This is a genomic window from Marinovum sp. 2_MG-2023 (genome assembly GCF_030548265.1).
Classification (GTDB): Bacteria; Pseudomonadota; Alphaproteobacteria; order Rhodobacterales; family Rhodobacteraceae; genus Marinovum.
Genome location: NZ_JAUOSD010000006.1, coordinates 118,762 through 136,159, shown reverse-complemented (window position 1 = coordinate 136,159; position 17,398 = coordinate 118,762). Strand labels below are relative to the sequence as shown.

Here is a 17,398-nt window from a genome sequence, read left to right as displayed (position 1 = left end):
ATGCAACGGCGTGCGTTTCTTGCGGCCCTTCTGGCCGGCGCGTCGCTGCCCGGCGCGACATGGGCAGATGCCAACAATCCGTCATTCCTTGCGGCCGCAAGAGAGGGCGACGGCGGCTATGCCCTGTTTGGGCTGGATGACAGGGGCCATGACCTGTTTCGCATTGCGCTTCCCGGTCGCGGCCATGCGGCCACCGCCCACCCCACCGCGCCAGAGGCCGTGGCATTTGCCCGCCGCCCCGGTGATTTCGCGCTGGTCATTGACTGCATGCGCGGCACAATCAGCCATCGTCTGACCACCCCCAAGGGGCGGCATTTTTACGGCCACGGCGCATTCATTGCCGGGGGTCGCGTTCTGGTCACCACCGAAAACGACATTGCCAGCGGTCAGGGGCTTCTTGGGCTGTGGGCGCGCGATGACGGCTATGCCCGCATCGGCGAAATCACCTCAGGCGGGATCGGCCCGCATGAGGTTCTGGCACTGCCCGGGGATGTCCTTGCGGTCGCCAATGGCGGCATTCGCACCCACCCCGACCATGGGCGCGACAAGCTGAACCTGGACACCATGCGCCCGAACCTCAGCTACCTGACGGCCAAAGGCGCGTTGCTGGATCAGGTGACCCTGCCCGCAGCGCTGCACCATGCTTCGATCCGGCACATCGCCTGGGACGCGGGCATGCTGGCCTTTGCGATGCAATGGCAGGGCGCGCTGCCGGATGCGGTGCCGCTTCTGGGCCTGCACCGGCGTGGAACGCCGCCCGTGCTCTGCACCGCCCCCGAGGCCGAGCAATTGGCGATGCAGGGCTATGCCGGCAGCGTGGCAATCGCCGGGGACACGGTTGGCATTACCTCGCCGCGTGGCGGGCGAGTGCATCTGTTTGATCGCAACGGCGCATTTCAGCAAAGCCATTTGCGGGCGGATGTCTGTGGGCTGGCGGCAGGGACCGCCGGGCTTGTCGCAACCGATGGATTGGGCGGCATTCTGGCGGTGCGGGACCGGCTGAAGCCGCTGTCCCATGCGACACGCGCCTGGGACAATCATCTGGTGCCGGTTGGGTGATGGCCGCCTGAGGGGTCACTCCTCTTTGTCGAGCGGCGCCTGGTGTTCCCAGTTGAAAAAGAAATGATAGCCGCACCAGGCCACCGCCGCACCAAAGAGCAGCCCCCAGACATAATTGCCATTGATCAGTTCAAACACCGTCCATCCACCGGTGACCCCGACCAGCGCAATGCGCCGCCACAGCGGGTTGAACATCGGATGACGCACGTCCAATTGCTGGCTAAGCGATTTTGTCATGTCCGGCCCCCTATCGTCTTCATCCATCCCAACGTGGCATCGGTGTCCCCGCCCGGTTTGTATTCCGCCCCCAGCGCCGCGCCATAGCCCAGCCCCGACAAGACCCCGAAAATATGGCCATAATTGATCTCGCCGTGATCCGGCGCGCCGCGATCCGGGACCGATGCAAACTGAATATGCCCGATCCAGGGCATCAACGCTTCGATCCGGTTGCTCAGATCGCCCTCCATCAATTGCACATGGTAGCAATCAAACATCAGTTTCAGATTGTCCGCCCCCACCGCATCAATCAGATCCAGCGCCTGTTCCGTCTTGCTGAGGAAATAGCCCGGAGCATCGTATTTGTTGAGCGGCTCAATCAGGATGGTACACCCCTGCTGCGCCGCCCGTTTGCAGGCATATTTCAGGTTGCCGACAAAGGTGCGTTGCGCCGCAGCACCGCTGGCAAAACCGGCCATCACATGGATATTGGCGGCACCGATGATCCGGGCATAATCCAGCGCGACATCAATCGCGGCACGCGCCTCGGCCTCGCGTCCGGGCAGCGCGCTGAGACCGTTTTCGCCCGCCGCCAGATTGCCCCGGCTTGTGTTTAGACCCAGCATGGACAGGCCGGTTTCGTCCAGCGCGGCCTTGGTTTCGGCCGCCGGAACGTCATAAGGCCAATGACATTCCACCGCATCAAAACCTGCGGTTTTGGCGGCGCGAATGGCATCCGGCAGCGGGCGGTCATTCCACAGAAATCCCAGATTGGCAGAAAACTTCATCCGTCCCACTCCACATTAAATTTCGTCACCAGTTTCTGCACCATATCCGGGCCGATTCCGCGCGGGTTCAGACCACGGGTCATCATCGCCAGACGCGCGGTATCCTCCAGCTCTTCGATGGCGTTGCAGGCGGCCTCGATATCCTTGCCCGCCACCACCGGCCCATGATTGGCCAGCATGACGGCACTGCGTTTACCGGCCAGACCGCGCACGGCCTCGCCCATCTCTGGATCGCCGGGCAGGAAGAACGGCAACAGCTTGACCCGGCCCAGTTTCATGATGCCATAAGGCGTGAGCGGCGGCAGGAAATTATCCTCGTCCGCATCCGGCATCATCGACAGCGCGACCGAGTGGCAGGAATGCAGATGCACCACCGCGCCCGCCGTGCTGCGGGTGTCATAAAACGCCGAATGCAGCGGCATTTCCTTGGTCGGTTTGTCGCCGCTGATATGTGTGCCACTGGCGTCAAAGCGGCTGAGCCGTCCGGGATCGAGCCGCCCGAAACTGGTGCCGGTGGGGCTGACCAACAACCCGCCATCTTCGGTCCGGGCCGAGATATTGCCGGTGCTGCCGCCGGTCAGGCCACGGTCGAACATGGATTTCGCCAGCAGGCAGATCTGTTCACGCAAGCGGGCCTCGACGCTCATGACGCCAGTCTTTCCTGCGCATCGGTAAAGAAGGTCTCGGAGCCGAAGTTGCCGGATTTCAGGGTCAGCGCGATCTGCTGACCGCCCGATTGGCAATAGGTCCAGGGCACGCCACTGCGGGCCAAGAGCCCGGCCAAATCGGTCGCGCCGGTGAAATCATCCGCGATACAGCCCAATACGGTTGTCATCCCGCCCCCCTCTTTGCATCTTGCAAGCCCCCTGTTGGCACATCTCCGACAGCAGAGCCTGCCGCAATGTCATGTCAATTTCAGGTGAATACAACCAAAACTGTTAGCGCGTGACAGGAATGACCGGGTTGGCGGCCAATTCTGCCTGCACCCCCTCGCTTTTTGGCAATCAATTGCTATCGTGCCGCCAAAGGGAGGATGCCATCATGAAAAAGCTTCAGGTTCAGGGCGTGCACCACATCACGCTGACCGGTGCCGATCGCCAAACCAGCCTTGATTTCTGGGAAGGTGTGCTGGGCATGCCGTTCATTTTCGATCAACCCAATCTGGACAACCCGGACGAAGGCCATCTGTATTTCGACCCCGGCGATGGGCGGCTCATCACCATATTCACCAATGAAAAGCGCCAGGCGACGCATAAAACGACCCCCGCCGATCCGGGCTGTGTGCATCATCTGGCGTTCAATGTCTCCAGAGCGACGTTCAGCCAATGCGCCGACCGGCTTGATGCGCGCGGGATCACCCATTCCGGCATCAAGGATCGCGGCTTCATGGATTCGATCTATTTCCGCGAGCCGCTAGGCCTGTTGATTGAACTGGCCTGTTACCGATTTGAGCCGCCGATGGGCTGTACCCATGCCGATGTGATGATCGAAGCGCATCGCATCCGAACCGCGGCGGGCGACTATAATATCGCCGAGGTACATCTGGCAGATGCGATCGAGCGTCTGGTAACCCGGCGGCAACAATCGCTGAGCGACGACCGCAGCCCCAAAGACCCCTATGTCAAAGGATAAACCATGTCATTGACCACAATCGACGGCACACCGATCAGCCGCTTTGCCTTTGGCGCGATGCAATTCGGCGGCAAAGCCGATGAGGCCGCTTCACGCGCAATGTTTGACGCATGTCGCGCAGCGGGCATCAATCATTTCGACACCGCACATGCCTATAACAACGGCCAATCCGAAGAGATTTTGGGCGGATGCATCACCGACCGCGATCAGGTGTTCATTGCCACCAAGGCAATTTACTCTGGCGGATCTGCCCCGGACAACATCCGCAAAAGCTTTGACGAAAGCAGCCGGCGATTGGGGCTGGAAACGGTCGATCTGTTTTACATGCACCGTTGGGACGACCGCACCCCGCTGGAAGAAACCTTCAAGGCACTGGCCGAATTGCAGCATCAAAAGCGCATTCGCTATATCGGCGTGTCGAACTATGCCGCCTGGCAGGTCATGAAGGCCCAAGCGGTTGCGGCGGAATTTGGCACCGAAATTGATGCCATCCAGCCGATGTATAATCTGGTAAAACGTCAGGCAGAGGTCGAACTCCTGCCGATGTGTGCCAGCGAATATATCACGGCCTTTCCCTATTCGCCGCTGGGCGGTGGGTTGCTGACCGGGAAATACGCCAATGGCCAGGCCGGGCGGCTGGCCGAAGACACGAAATATGCACAACGGTATGGCCCGGACTGGATGCAGGATGCCGCCGCCGGGCTGACCGATATCGCGCGCGAGCTGGGCACACATCCCGCTACGCTGGCGGTGGCCTGGGCGGCACGTCATTCGGCTGCGCCACATCCAATCATTTCGGCCCGCTCGGTGGCGCAATTGCAACCGTCGCTGGACGCGCTTGCATTCGCCATGGACGATGCACTCTACCAACGCCTGACCGATCTGACGCCGACACCGCCCCCCGCGACAGATCGGCTGGAGGAGGCGTGACAGATATCGTGATCATCGGCGGCGGCATTGCGGGCGTCTCTGCCGCCGCGCGGCTGGCCGCCCATGGCACCGTCACCCTGCTTGAGGCCGAGGACCATCTTGCCTATCATTCTTCTGGCCGCTCAGCGGCCATGTTCCTTGACAGCTATGGCAACGCGGTGGTGCAGGCCCTGAACCGCGCCAGCGCGCCCTATCTGCACCAAAGCGACGGCGGCGTCCTGCGCCCGCGCAACATGCTGTTGGTGGCCGGCCCGGATCAGGCGGCACAATTCTCTCACGACGCGGCGGAACTTGCGTTGACCGAAATCCCGATGGCCGATGCCCGGGCCCAGGTCCCGATCCTGAACCCGGCCACCTGCGGTTTTGCCGCGTCGGGGCCGGTGTTCGACCTCGACACGGATCTATTGCTACAAAACTTCCGCCGAAGGGCGCTGGCGGACGGCGCCACATTGCTGACCGGATCGCGCATCACCGCCCTGACGCGGCGCGGCGGGCGCTGGCGTCTCAACACCCAAAGCGGGGCGCATACGGCTGACATCGTGATCAATGCCGCAGGGGCCTGGGCGGATGAGATTGCGGATCTGGCCGGAGCGCCACGGATCGGCCTGCAACCCATGCGCCGCTCGATGGCCCGCATCCCGGCCCCCGGCGGGCAGGACGTCCGCGACTGGCCTTTCCTGCTGGCCGCCGGCGACGCATGGTATGCCAAACCAGAAGCTGGCAGCCTTCTGATCTCTCCTGCGGACGAAGATCCGCTGCCGCCACAGGACGCCTGGGCTGATGACATGGTGCTGGCCGAAGGTCTGGCACGATACGAGGCGATGGTCACCGAACCCGTGACCCGCGTCACGGCGAACTGGGCCGGGCTGCGCACCTTCGCGCCGGACAGAACGCTGGTGGTCGGGGCCTGCCCAACCACACCCGGCTTTTTCTGGTTGGCGGGTCAGGGCGGCTATGGGTTTCAAACCGCGGTCGCGACATCGCAACTCATCGCCGACCTCACGCTTGAACGGGCTCCTGCCCTGGCACCACATGTGGTCGCCGCACTCGACCCTGGGCGTTTCGCTTGACCTTCATCTGACCAGAAATATCCCGGGGGGTTCCGGGGGGCTGGCCCCCCGGGTGTCGCAGGATAAATCCGCACAGCAGACTTAGGTCTCGGACACAAAATCCGATTTTGCATAACCCTGCAAATACAGCAACGCGGTCAAATCGCCATGATTTACCCGAATATCGCATTCCGCCGCCACCGAAGGCTTGGCATGTAGCGCAACCCCCGCGCCGGCACGACCCAACATGCCAAGATCATTGGCCCCATCGCCCACCGCGATCACATCCGCCTCCGCCAGATCAAGACGTGCGGTGATCTGCTCCAGTGCCTCGACCTTGGCCTGACGGCCCAAAATCGGAAGGCCAACCTCGCCGGTCAGAACACCATCAGCGATGATCAGCGTGTTTGCACGGTTTTCGTCAAACCCCAGCCGTTCGGCCACGCGCGCGGTAAAGGCGGTAAAGCCGCCCGACACCAGGGCGCAATAGGCACCATTTGCCTTCATCGTCGCCAGCAACATCTTGCCGCCCGGCATCAGCGTGATCCGGTTTTCCAGCACCTGACCGATGATGGCCTCCGGCAGGCCCTTCAACAAACCAACCCGTTCGCGCAGCGCGCCGTCAAAATCCAATTCACCGTTCATCGCCCGCGCCGTGATCTCCTTCACCCGCGCGCCGACCCCGGCCTCTTCGGCCAACTCATCAATGCATTCCTGCTGGATCATCGTACTGTCCATATCAGCCAGAAGCATCTTTTTGCGCCGCCCCTGTGCAGGTTGCACACTCAGGTCGACACCCAGCGCCTGCATATCCTGCCAAACCTGCCAGCGATTGTCCGGCATCACATCCAGCGGGAATTCTGCCGCTTCATCCGCGGCCAACCAGATCAGATCCCCCCCGCCCCAGGCATTGCGCAGCGCTTCGGTCACTGCGGGTGTCAGGTCACCGGGTTTGGCAATCAGGGTGCAAATATACATCGGTCGCGGCCTTTCTCTGTCCGGCCTGCCCCTACCGCACCGGCCGCAAAAATGCCACTGCCAGATTGAGGGCGGCATGGTGTTTCCTATCGGAACGGCCTGCGCCTGTCTTTCTGACCCTATGGTTTCCCCCGCGACGTTTTTGCTGTTGTGCAGAATCGCAAAGCCCAATATTGCGGCAAGCGGGACACCCTTCCCCAACGAAGGGCGCTTATCTGGAAGGATAGCTACATGGCTATGCAAATACCGGCCACTCGGCCGACGAATCCGCGTTTCTCCTCTGGCCCCTGTGCCAAAATCCCCACATTCGAATTGTCAAAGCTGTCGGACGCCGCCCTTGGCCGGTCGCACCGCGCTGCCGTGGGCAAGGCCAAGCTGAAAGCGGCCATCGAGGAAACCCGCGAGATCCTGAACATCCCCGCCGACTATAAAATCGGTATTGTGCCGGCCTCTGACACCGGTGCGGTGGAAATGGCGATGTGGTCGCTGCTGGGCGAACGCAAGGTCACCATGTGCGCCTGGGAAAGCTTTGGCGCGGGCTGGGTCACCGATGTGGTCAAACAGCTGAAACTGGATGCCGAGATCAAGACCGCCGACTATGGCGAAATCGTTGACATGGCCGCAGTCGATTACGCGACCGATGTTGTGTTCACCTGGAACGGCACCACGTCGGGCGTGCGCATGCCGAACGGCGATGCCATCCCCGCCGACCGGGACGGGCTGACCATCTGCGACGCCACATCGGCCGCTTTCGCGATGGACCTGCCCTGGGACAAGCTGGATGTGACCACCTTCTCCTGGCAGAAGGTGCTGGGCGGCGAAGCGGCACATGGCATGCTGATCCTGAGCCCGCGCGCGGTGGAACGGTTGGAAAGCTATACCCCGGCATGGCCCCTGCCCAAGATTTTCCGCCTGACCAAAGGCGGCAAGCTGATCGAAGGTATCTTCAAGGGTGAAACCATCAACACGCCCTCGATGCTGGCGGTTGAAGATTACCTTGTGGCACTGGATTGGGCACGCTCGGTTGGTGGGCTGCAAGGGCTGATCGCCCGCGCCAACGCCAATGCCGGTGCCATTCAGGCGTTTTGTGAGGCCAATGACTGGATTGCCAATCTCGCTGTCGATGCGGCGACACAATCCAACACCAGCGTCTGCCTGAAATTCACCGATGATCGCATCACCGATGGCGCTGTTTTTGCCAAAGCGGTCGCCAAACGGCTTGAAGCCGAAGGCGTGGCACTGGATGTCGGTGCCTATCGCGATGCACCTGCCGGTCTGCGGATCTGGTGCGGTGGCACGGTGGAAACTGCTGACGTCGAAGCGATGTTGCCTTGGCTGGCATGGGCGTTTGACGCCGAAATCGCGGCCCTGTCCGAAGCCGCCTGACACAGAGCTAACAGTGTCCCGGACTTGATCCGGGACCTCACTCCAAACACCCTTATCAGGAGGCCCCGGATCACGTCCGGGGCATGTATCGCAATGACCGCACCCAGAGTTCTCATTTCCGACAAACTGTCCGAAGCCGCCGTTCAGATCTTTCGCGACCGTGGCATCGACGTTGATTTCCAGCCCGACCTTGGCAAAGACAAGGACAAGCTGGCCGAAGTGATTGGCCAATACGATGGTCTGGCCATCCGTTCGGCCACCAAAGTCACCGAAAAGATCCTTGAAAACGCCACCAACCTCAAGGTGATCGGCCGCGCCGGTATCGGCACCGACAACATCGACAAGCCCGCCGCGTCGAAAAAAGGCGTGATCGTGATGAACACGCCCTTTGGCAACATGATCACCACTGCCGAACACGCGATTGCCATGATGTTCGCCGTTGCGCGGCAAATCCCCGAGGCCAGCGCCTCGACCCATGCCGGCAAATGGGAAAAGTCGAAATTCATGGGGGTCGAGCTGACCAACAAGACGCTTGGCGTGATCGGTGCCGGCAACATCGGTGGCATCGTCTGCGACCGGGCGCAGGGCCTGAAGATGAAGGTCGTGGCCTATGACCCCTATCTGAGCCAGGACAAGGCCGACAAGATCGGTGTGGAAAAGGTTGAACTGGACGAGCTTCTGGCCCGCGCCGATTTCATCACTTTGCACGTGCCGCTGACCGACAGCACCCGCAACATCCTGAGCCGGGAAAACATCGCCAAAACCAAAAAGGGCGTGCGGATCATCAACTGTGCCCGTGGCGGTCTGGTCGACGAAGAAGCCCTGGCAGATGCCTTGAAATCCGGCCATGTGGCGGGCGCGGCGTTTGACGTGTTCACCGAAGAACCGGCCAAGGAAAACCCGCTGTTCAACCTGCCCAACGTTGTCTGCACCCCGCATTTGGGCGCGGCCACCACCGAAGCCCAGGAAAACGTGGCGCTGCAAGTGGCAGAGCAGATGTCGAACTATCTGCTGACCGGCGCGGTGGAAAACGCGCTGAACATGCCATCGGTCACCGCCGAAGAAGCCAAGGTCATGGGCCCATGGGTCAAACTGGCCGGCCATCTTGGGGCCTTCATCGGCCAGATGACCGATGATCCGATCAAGGCGATCAACATCCTGTATGACGGTTCCGTTGCCGAAATGAACCTCGCGGCGCTGAACTGTGCCGCCATTGCCGGGATCATCAAACCGTCCAACGCCGAGGTCAACATGGTCTCTGCCCCGGTTGTCGCCGAAGAACGCGGCATCAAGATCTCGACCACCAACCAGCATAAATCCGGGGCCTTTGACGGCTATGTCAAGGTGACCGTGGTCACCGAAACCCGCGAACGGTCGATTGCCGGCACGGTATTTTCGGATGGCAAACCGCGTTTCATCCAGATCAAAGGCATCAATATCGACGCCGAAATCGGGTCGCATATGCTCTACACCACCAACGAGGACATGCCGGGCATCATCGGCACCCTGGGCAAGACTTTGGGCGAAAACAGCGTCAACATCGCCAACTTTACCCTGGGCCGTCACGACAAAGGCGGCGAGGCGATTGCCCTGCTGTATGTCGACGATGTGGTTCCCGCACCGGTGCTGAACAAGCTGAAGGAAACCGGCATGTTCCGTCAGGTCAAGCCGCTGCAATTCGAAGTGGCCTAAAGGCCGCTTTGGACGGCTGCCGATCTGAATTGGCTGAAATCACAACGGGCGTCGCGACATCGCGGCGCCCGTTTTTTTGATCGCGTCTCCGGTCGATTTTGCAGGCGGTTTTTTCGACGGATTTTTAGTGATTGCTTTATTTCAGGCAGTTTTGCGCCCGGTGCGCACCAGAACAAACAGAAACAGCAGCATCGAGACGGCCGCAACAACCGAGCCAAGTTTGGCCAACATGTCGCCTTTGCCCTGTATGGCCAGGACAATGCCCGGCACCAAAAGACCAAGCGCCACCACCGCAGCCGCGAAATGCAGCTTTGGCAAAAGCCCCTGTTCGGCCCCCGGAACCAATTGATAATAAAACGCAAAAATTGCCATACTGACCCACCCCAAGAGGTTAAGATGGGCATGCGCCGGTGCCAGGGTGTGATCCCCGGTTGCCGACATTTGAATCCCCCAAAGCATGCCCAGGATCACCGCAACGGTCCCGACCAAGAGGAATGAATAGGAAATCGGTTTCATAATGTCCCTCACTTTTGTCATGGAATTCATGCGCCAGCTTAGTCACCGCCCCCACGTCCGGCAAAGGATTTAAAAAGTCTGATGCCGGGGCAACCAGGGGTGCAACTGTCACAGTGAGATGATAACCGGGGCGCAAAAGCAGGATGTGACCCATGAAACCAACCTATGCCATTGGCGATATACACGGCCAGTACGACATGTTGTGCAATGTTCTGGACTGGATCGAAACTGACGGCGGCCCGGATGCCAATGTGGTGTTTTTGGGTGATTTGGTGGATCGCGGGCCAAATTCGCGCGGCGTGATCGAACATCTGATCCAAGGCTTGGCCGAGGGCCGCAACTGGACGGTTCTGATGGGCAATCATGACCGGATGTTCCGCCGCTTTGTCGACGATGGCACCCAGCATGACCCGCGTATCCTGTCGGGTATTGGCTGGCTCAACCCGCGTTTGGGCGGGCCGATGACGCTGGCCTCTTATGGTGTGGAAGATGCGGAAAGCCGCGAGATCGCCGATCTGGTGCCGGCGGCGCAGGCCGCAGTGCCCGCCGCACATCGCAGCTTTCTCGCGGGATTGCCGACATCGCATCGGGAACCCGGTCTGATATTTGTCCACGCCGGCATCCGCCCCGGTGTCCCGCTGGAGGATCAGGACGAAGACGATCTGGTCTGGATTCGCGAACCTTTCTTGAGCGAAACCAATCCTTTTGAGGCTTTGATCGTGCATGGGCACACCGCGCTTGACGCGCCAATGTTTTATGGCAACCGCGTCAATCTCGACAGTGGCGCCGGATATGGTCGGCCGCTGTCGGTCGGGGTGTTTGAAGCGGGCAAGGTCTATTCCCTGACCGAATTGGGCCGGTCGCTTTTGTCCTGAATGCGCGGCGGCCTTTGGGCCGCCAAAGCCGCTATTGGCGCGCCGTGACTTAGGTGTGATCAATCACCGCAAGATGCTGCACCAACTGGGCGATTTCGCCCATCCATCTTTGGCGAAGCTTCGGTTCCGATGGCGCGGCTTGCACACCGGGCGGGAAGTCTCCGGCCAGCGCAGTTTCAACGGCCAAGGCCACCGGAACCGACACCAACCGCGCCATCGCACTGCCGCGCGCATCGCCCCATGCATCCATCACATGGGTCTTGTGCCAGACCACGCCGCTGCTGTCCGAGGCTGACAGCGACACACACATCACCACCCGGTCCGGTTCGCCGTCGCCATAGGCGTTTTCGCCCCAGAACACGTCAGACATTTCACGCAGGCGCAGATCGCTGGCGGTTTCGACCTCGGCAAACACGTCTTTCCACGCCTCCGCCCAGCCGTTCAACCGCAGGGTGCCCCGCACAAAGGTTTCGATGCGCCAGGTCGGATCAAAGCGATATTCCTCGACAAAGGGCAGGCTGTCGCGGTTTGGATAGACCTCAAAACTTTCCGGCGTCGGCAGCGGCGCGGTGTAATGGCCAAGCGCGTCCCAGGGCCGTTCCGCCACAAAAGGCATGAAGTTTCGAATGGATTTCGACGGGCTTTTCAGCGCCTTCAACACCCCCAGCGGCGACCAGGAAAATTTGTATTTGAACGGGTTCGGGTGTTTCGGCACACCGCCGCAATAGGACAGGAAATTCAATGCGTTGGATGCATCGCATCTTGGACTGGACCGATAATCCGCCACCAGCGCATGCGCCATCAAATGATCAATCCCCGGGTCAAGACCAACCTCGTTCACCAGGCTGACGCCTTTGATCTGGGCCTTGGCATGCAGGGCGCGCATTTCGGGGCTGATATAGCTGGACGACACAAAATCCGCAGATTTGGCAATCGCCAATTCCGCCAGACGGACATGCCAGTCAGCAGGCAACATCGAAACCACAACATCCTTTGGCTGCAACTCTGCGGCCAGCGCATCAATGTCAAACACCTTGATCCGATTGGTCAGATCCCCCACGGCATCCCGCGCCTTGTCCAGCGTCCGGTTCCACACCGTGACCTCATGGCCGGCCTCGATCAACCGCCGCAGGCCGGGCACCGCAGAAAGCCCGGTGCCGCACCAATGGATTGTCATATGTTCATACCCCGCTGATATGTCGGTCGAATTCTGCCTTGGCACGCCCCCACACACCAGAAGATATGTCACCCAGTGTCAAAAGCGAGGGCAGGAGCTGAGCCGCATAATCCTGCGAGCTTTCGACCGGCAGCATCGAGGGCAGATTGTCGATCGCGGTCACATCCAATGGCGGCCGATCCTGCACCCGCAGGGCGGGACTGTCCCATGTTGTGGTGCGATCATAGACCTTGATCGGGGAAAAATCACTGTCAGGATCACAGGCGATATCGCCGATAACGGTCAATTTGCGCGGCGATGTCTTGGCCGATGCCGGTACAAACACCGGCGTGCCGGGACGCGCCAGAATGCAGTTGAAGAAGATGTCATGCTGCAACACCTCCGGGAATGGCCCGCCAGAGGCGGTTTCGGCCATGTCCCATTTGGTGACATCCACCCCCATTGCATCACAAAGATTCGCCACCCCGGTGCCAACCCGGCCCAATGCCCCGATCACCAGCGCCGTCGGGCGCGGTTTGCCGGTGAGCGACAGAAGGTCTTCCAATTCCTCGGTCAAATGCGCCGCCGAGGGATGTGTGCCAACCGGCGGGCAGATCCCGCCGTCCTGTTGCGCAGCCCAGCAGCGCAGGGCCACCGCCGCCCCGGCGAACCCGGCCCAATAACCAAAGGCCGCCACGCGCCGACCGTCATCGTCCACCAGATATTCCAGATCATACAACGTGCCGCCACCGGCGCGGAACCGTTTCAGCAGGATCTGACCGGCTGGCTGGCCTTTGTAGGCGTGACCAAACATGATGTGGCGATGGTGCAGCGGCGTGCCGTCGTCGGGCAGTTCCTTGAGCCCGAAAATGATGGCGTCCTCCGGCGCATCCGGCCAGGTATTTTCCGCCGCAATGGCACAGCCCGCCGCCCGATAGCCGTCAATCTCCAGCGCCCGCACAGAGCTTTGCTCGACCGTGACCGTCAGACCGGCGGCAATCAGCTCTGCCGCGCCTTCGGGCGTTAGGCCAACGCGTTCTTCGTTCTGGCGCTGTTCGGCCCGGACCCAGAGATGTGTCATGACGCCCCCTTTAGATAAATGTGCGCGCATGGGCCCGGTCGGGCGCTGCGAGATGCGGTATCGCGTTATAGCCTACAAGCATCATATGACCATGCAGATATTCGATTTCCGTCACCGATGAATTGCGCAACTGGAACATCAACCGGGTCATTTCCGGGATGTCCAACGCCAGAACGTGACGCAGCACCATGGCAATCAACCCACCCGACGTCACCACAAGCGCCCGCCCGCCACCGGACAGGATGTCGTCGATGGCACCCTTGGCGCGCTCTTCAAAGGCACCAAACATTTCCGGTGCGTCGCCAATCGCATCGTCACGCCAATATTGCATCAACTGCGGAATATGGCGGGTGAATTCCTCGGGACTTTGTGGGGCCGGCAGATCCAGATCCGCCTCGGCCACACGCGCCAGAGAGAAATAATCGAATTCATTGAGCCGCGCGTCGATCTCCGGCGTGGCATGGCCCATGCCAAGCGCCGTGGCGCGATGGCGTGCCATGTCACCCGCCCAGACATGATCGAAATGCGCGTCATGTTGCGCCAGGTAATGCCCCAGCCACTCTGCCTGTTGCGCACCAAGCGGTGACAGCCGGTCGTAATCTGTGGCGTTTTTGGCGTGGGTATTGGCCTGACCGTGGCGGACAAGGGTGATATGGGTCATCTTCTGGCCTTTCACTATTTGCACGTCCCCTAACCGGCCCGGCCCCCGGTGAAAAGTGCGACGCCCCCAGACGCCGAGGATTTTTCCGAAGTGACGGCAGCAGGCCGCACTCTGGCCGCACTCTGGCCGCAGCCCGGCAGAAATGCGGGCGATAAGGGGCGCATGTCCGCTATCGGAAACCCGCAGGCCGCAATTTCGTCGACAGATGTCGGGATTGACCCTGCCCTATGCTCGGTTCCATGCTGTAAATCAGAAGGACAGGAGGAATTTGCATGTCCGACACGATCCGTTTCATACTGGATGGCCAGGAAGTCACGGCACAGCCCGGCGACACCATCTGGGAGGTGGCCAATGGCCGGGGTCTGGTGATCCCGCACTTGTGTCACAAACCAGCGCCCGGATATCGCCCGGACGGCAATTGCCGTGCCTGTATGGTCGAAATCGAAGGCGAACGCACATTGGCGGCCTCCTGCATCCGCGAACCCGCCGAAGGCATGAAAGTCACCACCAATTCAGCCCGCGCCACCGGCGCGCGCAAAATGGTGGTTGAAATGCTGCTGGCCGACCAGCCAGAGCGCGACACCAGCCATGACCGCTCCAGCCACCTGTGGGATATGGCCGATCTGAACGGCCTGTCGCAAAGCCGCCTGCCAAAGCTTGAAGATAAGCGCGTTCCACTTTTGGACAGCAGCCATGTGGCGATGTCGGTCAATCTGGACGCCTGTATTCAATGTGGCCTGTGTGTTCGCGCCTGCCGCGAGGTTCAGGTCAACGATGTGATCGGCATGGGTGGGCGTGGGCATGATGCCTATCCGGTTTTTGATTTCGATGATCCGATGGGCGACAGCACCTGTGTCGCCTGTGGTGAGTGTGTGCAGGCCTGTCCGACCGGCGCATTGATGCCCGCCACGGTGACAGACGCGGCCCAATCCGGCGACAGTGCCGATTTCGACAGCGAAGTGGCCAGCATCTGCCCGTTTTGCGGTGTCGGCTGTCAGCTGTCGCTGAAGGTCAAGGACGGGCGCATCAAACATGTCGAGGGGCTGAACGGTCCGGCAAACGAAGGGCGGCTCTGTGTCAAAGGCCGGTTCGGCTTTGACTACATCCACCACCCGCATCGGCTGACCAAGCCGTTGATCCGGCGCGACGATGCCCCGGCCAAGGGGCTGAACGTCGATCCCGGCAATCTGTTGACGCATTTCCGCGAGGCAACCTGGGACGAGGCGCTGGACGCCGCGGCAGGCGGCCTGAAGGGTCGCGGCCGCGAGGTGGCCGGCTTTGGCAGCGCCAAATGCACCAACGAAGAGGCCTATCTTTTCCAGAAATTCATCCGACAGGGATTTGGCCACAACAACGTCGATCACTGCACGCGGCTGTGCCACGCATCATCAGTGGCGGCCTTGATGGAAAATGTCGGGTCCGGCGCGGTGACCGCAACCTTTAACGAGATCGAGAACGCCGATGTGGCAATTGTGATCGGGGCCAATCCAATCGAAAACCACCCGGTCGCCGCGACCTTTTTCAAGCAATTCACCAAACGCGGCGGCAAATTGATCGTGATGGACCCGCGCGGCGTCGGGTTGGCGCGGTTTGCCAGCCACCGGCTGCAATTCCGCCCCGGCACCGATGTGTCGATGTTGAATGCCATCATGCATGTGATTGTCGAAGAAGAGCTTTTCGACCAGCAATATATCGCGGCGTTTACCGAAAACTGGGAGGCCGAGAAGGCGCATCTGAAGCAATTTCCGCCCGAAAAGATGGCTGAGATCTGCGGCGTCGAGGCCGATGTCCTGCGTGATGTGGCGCGCACCTTTGCCAGCGCCAAGGCCGGGATGATTTTCTGGGGCATGGGGATTTCGCAACATATCCACGGCACCGACAATTCCCGCTGTCTGATCTCGCTCGCGCTGATGTGTGGCCATATCGGGCGTCCCGGCACCGGCCTGCACCCGTTGCGCGGCCAGAACAATGTTCAGGGTGCCAGTGACGCCGGCATGATCCCGATGTTCCTGCCGGATTATCAAAGCGTCAAAGAAGATGGCGTCAGATCCGCCTTTACCGAGGTTTGGGGCAGCGAAGATTTCAGCGCCGAACCGGGGTTGACCGTGGTGGAAATCATGGATGCAATCCATGATGGCCAGATCAAGGCGATGTATATTCTGGGCGAAAATCCGGCCATGTCCGACCCGGATGTGGACCATGCCCGCGATGCGCTGGCCAAGCTGGATCATCTGGTGGTGCAGGATATTTTTCTGACCGAAACGGCGAATTACGCGGATGTCATCCTGCCGGCGTCGGCCTTTTATGAAAAATCCGGCACGGTCACGAATACCAACCGACAAGTTCAGATCGGCCGCCCCGCTGTGCCGCCACCGGGCGAGGCACGCGCCGATTGGAAGATCACCATTGATCTGGCGAACCGCTGTGACTTGAACTGGAGTTATGACAGCCCGCGTGACGTGTTCAACGAGATGAAGCTGAACATGCCCTCGCTGGCCAATATCACTTGGGACCGGCTGGAAGCCGAAGGCGCGGTCACCTATCCTTCGCTGGACGCGACCGATCCGGGACAGGCGATTGTGTTTGGCGATGGTTTCCCCCGCCCCGAGGGCCGCGCGAAATTCACCCCCGCCAGCATTATTCCGCCCGACGATGTGCCCGATGCGGAATTCCCGATGATCCTGACCACCGGACGGCAGTTGGAACATTGGCACACCGGGTCAATGACCCGCCGCGCCAGCGTGTTGGACGCGGTCGAGCCAGAGGCCAATTGTTCGCTGCACCCCGCGACCCTACGCAAGCTGGGGGTCGCACCGGGCGGCATGGTGCAATTGACCACCAAACGCGGCACGCTTTCCGTGATGGCACGTGCCGACCGCGCGGTATCCCCCGACATGGTGTTCCTGCCATTTGCCTATGTCGAAGCGGCCGCGAACATCCTGACCAATTCGGCACTGGATCCATATGGCAAGATCCCGGAATTCAAATTCTCAGCGGTCCGGGTCGAAAAGGCCGACAATCCCATGGCGATCGCAGAATAATGCGGCCCCCCTGGATCGCGGATATCCGGCAGCGCGCCACCGCGATCCAGCAAACGCAGAAAGCGGCGGGGAATTTTAACCAGCTATTTATGAAAGGCTTCAGGCCCAATTGGCCTTGGATCACTGCGCTTGGCGCCTCACATATCGCATTTGGTGGCATCAGCCCCAGAAGCAATCTGCAAAAACCTTACAGGCTGAAATTCCCGCATTTTCATGATAGGATCAGAGAATGGATATTATCACGCTATCATTTTATGCTGTGGTTTGCGGTGTTTTGGGCCTGGCTGGACCGCGGCTTGGCGCGGCGCCAATCCGGCTTTTGATTGGGGGTCTCGTCG

Annotated in this window: 18 protein-coding genes; 9 read left to right on the top strand and 9 right to left on the bottom strand. The window is 60.6% G+C overall.

Features of this window, described 5'->3' with window-relative positions:
* Nucleotides 1-1,059: a DUF1513 domain-containing protein gene (locus Q4577_RS09340; protein WP_303468286.1), complete on the top strand. Its 1,059-nt coding sequence runs from the start codon at nt 1-3 to the stop codon at nt 1,057-1,059.
* A gap of 15 nt (nt 1,060-1,074) precedes the next feature.
* Here the strand turns inward: Q4577_RS09340 and Q4577_RS09335 are convergent, their stop codons facing one another.
* From Q4577_RS09335 to Q4577_RS09320, 4 genes are read right to left on the bottom strand one after another with little or no spacing between them, the layout of a single operon-like run.
* Nucleotides 1,075-1,296, bottom strand: coding sequence for a hypothetical protein (locus Q4577_RS09335; RefSeq protein ID WP_244687734.1), 222 nt, complete (start codon nt 1,294-1,296; stop codon nt 1,075-1,077).
* Nucleotides 1,293-2,063, bottom strand: coding sequence for a hydroxypyruvate isomerase family protein (locus Q4577_RS09330; protein ID WP_303468284.1), 771 nt, complete (start codon nt 2,061-2,063; stop codon nt 1,293-1,295). The genes Q4577_RS09335 and Q4577_RS09330 overlap by 4 nt, the downstream gene beginning before the upstream one ends.
* Nucleotides 2,060-2,710: an aldolase gene (locus Q4577_RS09325; RefSeq protein ID WP_303468282.1), complete on the bottom strand. Its 651-nt coding sequence runs from the start codon at nt 2,708-2,710 to the stop codon at nt 2,060-2,062. Before Q4577_RS09325 ends, Q4577_RS09330 begins: the two co-directional genes overlap by 4 nt.
* Entirely contained in the window at nt 2,707-2,886 is a 180-nt protein-coding gene (locus Q4577_RS09320) for a four-carbon acid sugar kinase family protein (RefSeq protein WP_336623642.1), read from the bottom strand. Before Q4577_RS09320 ends, Q4577_RS09325 begins: the two co-directional genes overlap by 4 nt.
* Nucleotides 2,887-3,104: 218 nt before the next feature.
* Between Q4577_RS09320 and Q4577_RS09315 the strand changes: the two genes are divergently transcribed.
* Genes Q4577_RS09315 through Q4577_RS09305 form a run of 3 tightly spaced genes read left to right on the top strand, consistent with a single transcriptional unit; the run spans nt 3,105 to nt 5,695 of the window.
* Nucleotides 3,105-3,695, top strand: coding sequence for a VOC family protein (locus Q4577_RS09315; RefSeq protein WP_244687725.1), 591 nt, complete (start codon nt 3,105-3,107; stop codon nt 3,693-3,695).
* A gap of 3 nt (nt 3,696-3,698) precedes the next feature.
* Nucleotides 3,699-4,625 carry an aldo/keto reductase gene (locus tag Q4577_RS09310; protein ID WP_303468280.1) on the top strand — a complete coding sequence of 309 codons (927 nt, stop codon included), beginning with the start codon at nt 3,699-3,701 and terminating at the stop codon, nt 4,623-4,625.
* Nucleotides 4,622-5,695 carry an FAD-binding oxidoreductase gene (locus Q4577_RS09305; RefSeq protein ID WP_303468279.1) on the top strand — a complete coding sequence of 358 codons (1,074 nt, stop codon included), beginning with the start codon at nt 4,622-4,624 and terminating at the stop codon, nt 5,693-5,695. The genes Q4577_RS09310 and Q4577_RS09305 overlap by 4 nt, the downstream gene beginning before the upstream one ends.
* Before the next feature lie 81 nt (nt 5,696-5,776).
* Here Q4577_RS09305 and serB read toward each other — a convergent pair whose 3' ends face one another.
* A complete protein-coding gene (gene serB, locus Q4577_RS09300) occupies nt 5,777-6,652 on the bottom strand; it encodes a phosphoserine phosphatase SerB (RefSeq protein WP_303468278.1) in 876 nt (291 codons plus the stop codon).
* A gap of 231 nt (nt 6,653-6,883) precedes the next feature.
* Here serB and Q4577_RS09295 point away from each other — a divergent pair, with 231 nt between their 5' ends.
* A complete protein-coding gene (locus Q4577_RS09295; protein ID WP_303468277.1) occupies nt 6,884-8,038 on the top strand; it encodes a phosphoserine transaminase in 1,155 nt (384 codons plus the stop codon).
* A gap of 93 nt (nt 8,039-8,131) precedes the next feature.
* Nucleotides 8,132-9,730: a phosphoglycerate dehydrogenase gene (gene serA, locus Q4577_RS09290; RefSeq protein ID WP_244687714.1), complete on the top strand. Its 1,599-nt coding sequence runs from the start codon at nt 8,132-8,134 to the stop codon at nt 9,728-9,730.
* Nucleotides 9,731-9,871: 141 nt separating this feature from the next.
* On the opposite strand, the gene Q4577_RS09285 is transcribed toward serA, so the two are convergent.
* On the bottom strand, nt 9,872-10,246 hold the full coding sequence (locus Q4577_RS09285; RefSeq protein WP_303468276.1) for a hypothetical protein: 375 nt from the start codon (nt 10,244-10,246) through the stop codon (nt 9,872-9,874).
* 152 nt (nt 10,247-10,398) lie between these two features.
* On the opposite strand from Q4577_RS09285, the gene Q4577_RS09280 reads away from it, so the two are divergent.
* On the top strand, nt 10,399-11,121 hold the full coding sequence (locus Q4577_RS09280) for a metallophosphoesterase family protein (protein WP_303468275.1): 723 nt from the start codon (nt 10,399-10,401) through the stop codon (nt 11,119-11,121).
* Nucleotides 11,122-11,170: 49 nt separating this feature from the next.
* Here the strand turns inward: Q4577_RS09280 and Q4577_RS09275 are convergent, their stop codons facing one another.
* The 3 genes from Q4577_RS09275 to Q4577_RS09265 are packed head-to-tail and all read right to left on the bottom strand — an operon-like array spanning nt 11,171 to nt 14,019.
* On the bottom strand, nt 11,171-12,298 hold the full coding sequence (locus tag Q4577_RS09275) for a saccharopine dehydrogenase family protein (protein WP_303468274.1): 1,128 nt from the start codon (nt 12,296-12,298) through the stop codon (nt 11,171-11,173).
* A 4-nt stretch (nt 12,299-12,302) separates the two neighbouring features.
* Nucleotides 12,303-13,358 (bottom strand): saccharopine dehydrogenase, encoded by a 1,056-nt coding sequence (locus Q4577_RS09270; protein WP_303468273.1) that lies wholly within the window; start codon nt 13,356-13,358, stop codon nt 12,303-12,305.
* A gap of 10 nt (nt 13,359-13,368) precedes the next feature.
* Nucleotides 13,369-14,019 carry a histidine phosphatase family protein gene (locus Q4577_RS09265; RefSeq protein WP_244690886.1) on the bottom strand — a complete coding sequence of 217 codons (651 nt, stop codon included), beginning with the start codon at nt 14,017-14,019 and terminating at the stop codon, nt 13,369-13,371.
* Between the two features lie 272 nt (nt 14,020-14,291).
* Between Q4577_RS09265 and fdhF the strand changes: the two genes are divergently transcribed.
* Both fdhF and Q4577_RS09255 read left to right on the top strand, forming a co-directional pair.
* Nucleotides 14,292-17,060, top strand: a complete 2,769-nt coding sequence (fdhF, locus tag Q4577_RS09260; protein ID WP_303468272.1) for a formate dehydrogenase subunit alpha — start codon at nt 14,292-14,294, stop codon at nt 17,058-17,060.
* A complete protein-coding gene (locus tag Q4577_RS09255) occupies nt 17,060-17,383 on the top strand; it encodes a hypothetical protein (protein ID WP_303468271.1) in 324 nt (107 codons plus the stop codon). Before fdhF ends, Q4577_RS09255 begins: the two co-directional genes overlap by 1 nt.
* The last annotated feature ends 15 nt before the right edge of the window (nt 17,384-17,398 follow it).

Coding starts and splice junctions, on each gene's coding strand:
- Q4577_RS09340 (WP_303468286.1), top strand. CDS start 1: ATGCAACGGCGTGCGTTTCTTGCGGCCCTTCTGGCCGGCGCGTCGCTG.
- Q4577_RS09280 (WP_303468275.1), top strand. CDS start 10,399: ATGAAACCAACCTATGCCATTGGCGATATACACGGCCAGTACGACATG.
- Q4577_RS09285 (WP_303468276.1), bottom strand. CDS start 10,246: ATGAAACCGATTTCCTATTCATTCCTCTTGGTCGGGACCGTTGCGGTG.
- Q4577_RS09330 (WP_303468284.1), bottom strand. CDS start 2,063: ATGAAGTTTTCTGCCAATCTGGGATTTCTGTGGAATGACCGCCCGCTG.
- serB (WP_303468278.1), bottom strand. CDS start 6,652: ATGTATATTTGCACCCTGATTGCCAAACCCGGTGACCTGACACCCGCA.
- Q4577_RS09265 (WP_244690886.1), bottom strand. CDS start 14,019: ATGACCCATATCACCCTTGTCCGCCACGGTCAGGCCAATACCCACGCC.
- Q4577_RS09310 (WP_303468280.1), top strand. CDS start 3,699: ATGTCATTGACCACAATCGACGGCACACCGATCAGCCGCTTTGCCTTT.
- Q4577_RS09255 (WP_303468271.1), top strand. CDS start 17,060: ATGCGGCCCCCCTGGATCGCGGATATCCGGCAGCGCGCCACCGCGATC.
- serA (WP_244687714.1), top strand. CDS start 8,132: ATGACCGCACCCAGAGTTCTCATTTCCGACAAACTGTCCGAAGCCGCC.
- Q4577_RS09335 (WP_244687734.1), bottom strand. CDS start 1,296: ATGACAAAATCGCTTAGCCAGCAATTGGACGTGCGTCATCCGATGTTC.
- Q4577_RS09270 (WP_303468273.1), bottom strand. CDS start 13,358: ATGACACATCTCTGGGTCCGGGCCGAACAGCGCCAGAACGAAGAACGC.
- Q4577_RS09295 (WP_303468277.1), top strand. CDS start 6,884: ATGGCTATGCAAATACCGGCCACTCGGCCGACGAATCCGCGTTTCTCC.
- Q4577_RS09275 (WP_303468274.1), bottom strand. CDS start 12,298: ATGACAATCCATTGGTGCGGCACCGGGCTTTCTGCGGTGCCCGGCCTG.
- Q4577_RS09315 (WP_244687725.1), top strand. CDS start 3,105: ATGAAAAAGCTTCAGGTTCAGGGCGTGCACCACATCACGCTGACCGGT.
- Q4577_RS09325 (WP_303468282.1), bottom strand. CDS start 2,710: ATGAGCGTCGAGGCCCGCTTGCGTGAACAGATCTGCCTGCTGGCGAAA.
- fdhF (WP_303468272.1), top strand. CDS start 14,292: ATGTCCGACACGATCCGTTTCATACTGGATGGCCAGGAAGTCACGGCA.